The following is a 217-nucleotide window of genomic DNA, read 5'->3' on the forward strand; positions in this document are numbered from 1 at the left end:
GGCCGCGATGGCCGCGAGCGTCCAGCCCCCGCGCCCGAAGCGCAGCATGCCGCCGCCGACTTTGCCGAGACCGCGCCGCTGACGGCATTGCCCGACCTGGACCTGTCTCTGGACACCCCCGCGACCGCAGCGCCTGCCGCCGCGCCCGAGGGCGAGGAGCGCCCCCGCCGCTCGCGCGACCGCTACGGCCGCGACCGCCGCGAACGTGGTGAACGTG

1 protein-coding gene is annotated in these 217 nt (G+C 77.9%); it reads left to right on the forward strand.

All coding sequences use genetic code 11. From position 1 onward, the window contains the following. The coding region (locus tag B2J89_RS22395) for a hypothetical protein (protein ID WP_169170904.1) at positions 1-217 on the forward strand (217 nt) is incomplete at both ends.

It is taken from the genome of Acidovorax sp. SRB_24 (assembly GCF_012931925.1).